The 1,365-nt window shown below is 28.3% G+C and carries 2 protein-coding genes; both read right to left on the bottom strand.

Translation table 11 applies throughout. The features are described 5' to 3' along the window. Positions 1-29: 29 nt before the first annotated feature. Entirely contained in the window at positions 30-938 is a 909-nt protein-coding gene (locus AC2D6T_RS12005; RefSeq protein WP_484681647.1) for an IS3 family transposase, read from the bottom strand. Continuing rightward, on the bottom strand, positions 938-1,365 hold a 428-nt coding region (locus AC2D6T_RS12000), incomplete at its 5' end, for a transposase (protein WP_484681646.1). The genes AC2D6T_RS12000 and AC2D6T_RS12005, both read right to left, overlap by 1 nt.

The raw sequence follows: 1,365 nt of genomic DNA, 5'->3' as shown, positions 1-1,365 counted from the left end.
TTGTGACGTCCTGAAATAGCGTTACAGAATTAATAATCTAAAGGTAGTGATTTTATATCACTGCCTTTTTTGCTTTTATATTGTTTTCTTTTGACTTTATTTTGTTGATGCATTTGATTTGGTGTCAGCATATAATTAGATAAATGAGGTCTTACGTTATTGTAAATTTCTACAGCATTTTGAACTAATTTTGTTTTAATTTCAAGATTTGTGTCGTACTTATCAATATCAAATTCTTGTTTTAAAATTCCATTTATTCTTTCTGCAATTGCGTTTTCATAAGGATCATATTGTTCGGTCATACTTGGTATAATATCATTTTTGTCTAATAAACTTTGATATTCATTCGAACAATATTGTAAACCTCTATCAGAATGATGTATAATAGGTTCATTTTTATATTTCCTCTTTTTAAGCGCCATTTCCAAAGCAGCTAAAGAACCTCTTACATTTAAACTATCACTCACATTATAACCTACAATTTTCTTAGAGTAAGCATCTGTTATTAAAGCTAAATAGCTTGGAATTTTTCTGTTACCAATGTAAGTAATATCACTTACCCAGACTTGTTCTGGTTTTATAAATGCTAACTCTTTAATTTGATTTTTATGTTTTCTAAACCTGTGATGAGAGTTTGTTGTAATATGATACTTCTTTTTTGGTTTAATCAATAACTGATTCGCTTTTAATATTTTAAATAACTTATCTCTACCAACATTTAATTCTTTTAAATCTTGCTCTAACAAATAGTAAAGTTTTCTTGTACCAATTTTAGGCATTAGAAGTCTTTTTGATTTTACTAGATTAATCACTTTAAAACTAAGTTTTAGCTTCTCTTTTGTAGATTTAATATCTCTGTAATAAACCTGTCTATGAACCCCAAGTAAACCACAAGTAGACTTTATGCTCTGTTTGTGTTCTGTGGAGAAGTATTGTATTACTTGGGTTCTTGCTTTTTTCTGATAGGAATGTTAAACTCTTTTTCAGCATAGTCAATCATCATATCAAACAAAATTGCTTTTTTATCAGCTCTATCTGCTAAATATTCTGCTCTGTTTTTTTGCTTTTCAAGTAATTTAACTTGTTGTTCTAACTCTAAAATACGTTGTTCTGGTGTTTTAGACATACCTTGTTGAATTGTATATTGATAATCAAAGTTACCATATTTTTTTAACCAAGTTCGAATCGTAGATCTAGCTTGTATCCCATATTTATTTGTGGCTTGCATTGGAGTTAATAAACCTTGTTCAATCTCTTGTACTATCTGAAGTTTTAGACTTAAACTGTAATCTTTTTGTGTACGTTTTTTGTAATTTGAATCCATAAATATAATGTTTAGGTGTAACACTATGTTAGGACGTGACA

It is taken from the genome of Polaribacter sp. YIW18, from assembly GCF_057219325.1.
Note: the sequence above shows the minus strand (reverse complement) of the source record. Positions and strands in the feature narration are given on the sequence as shown.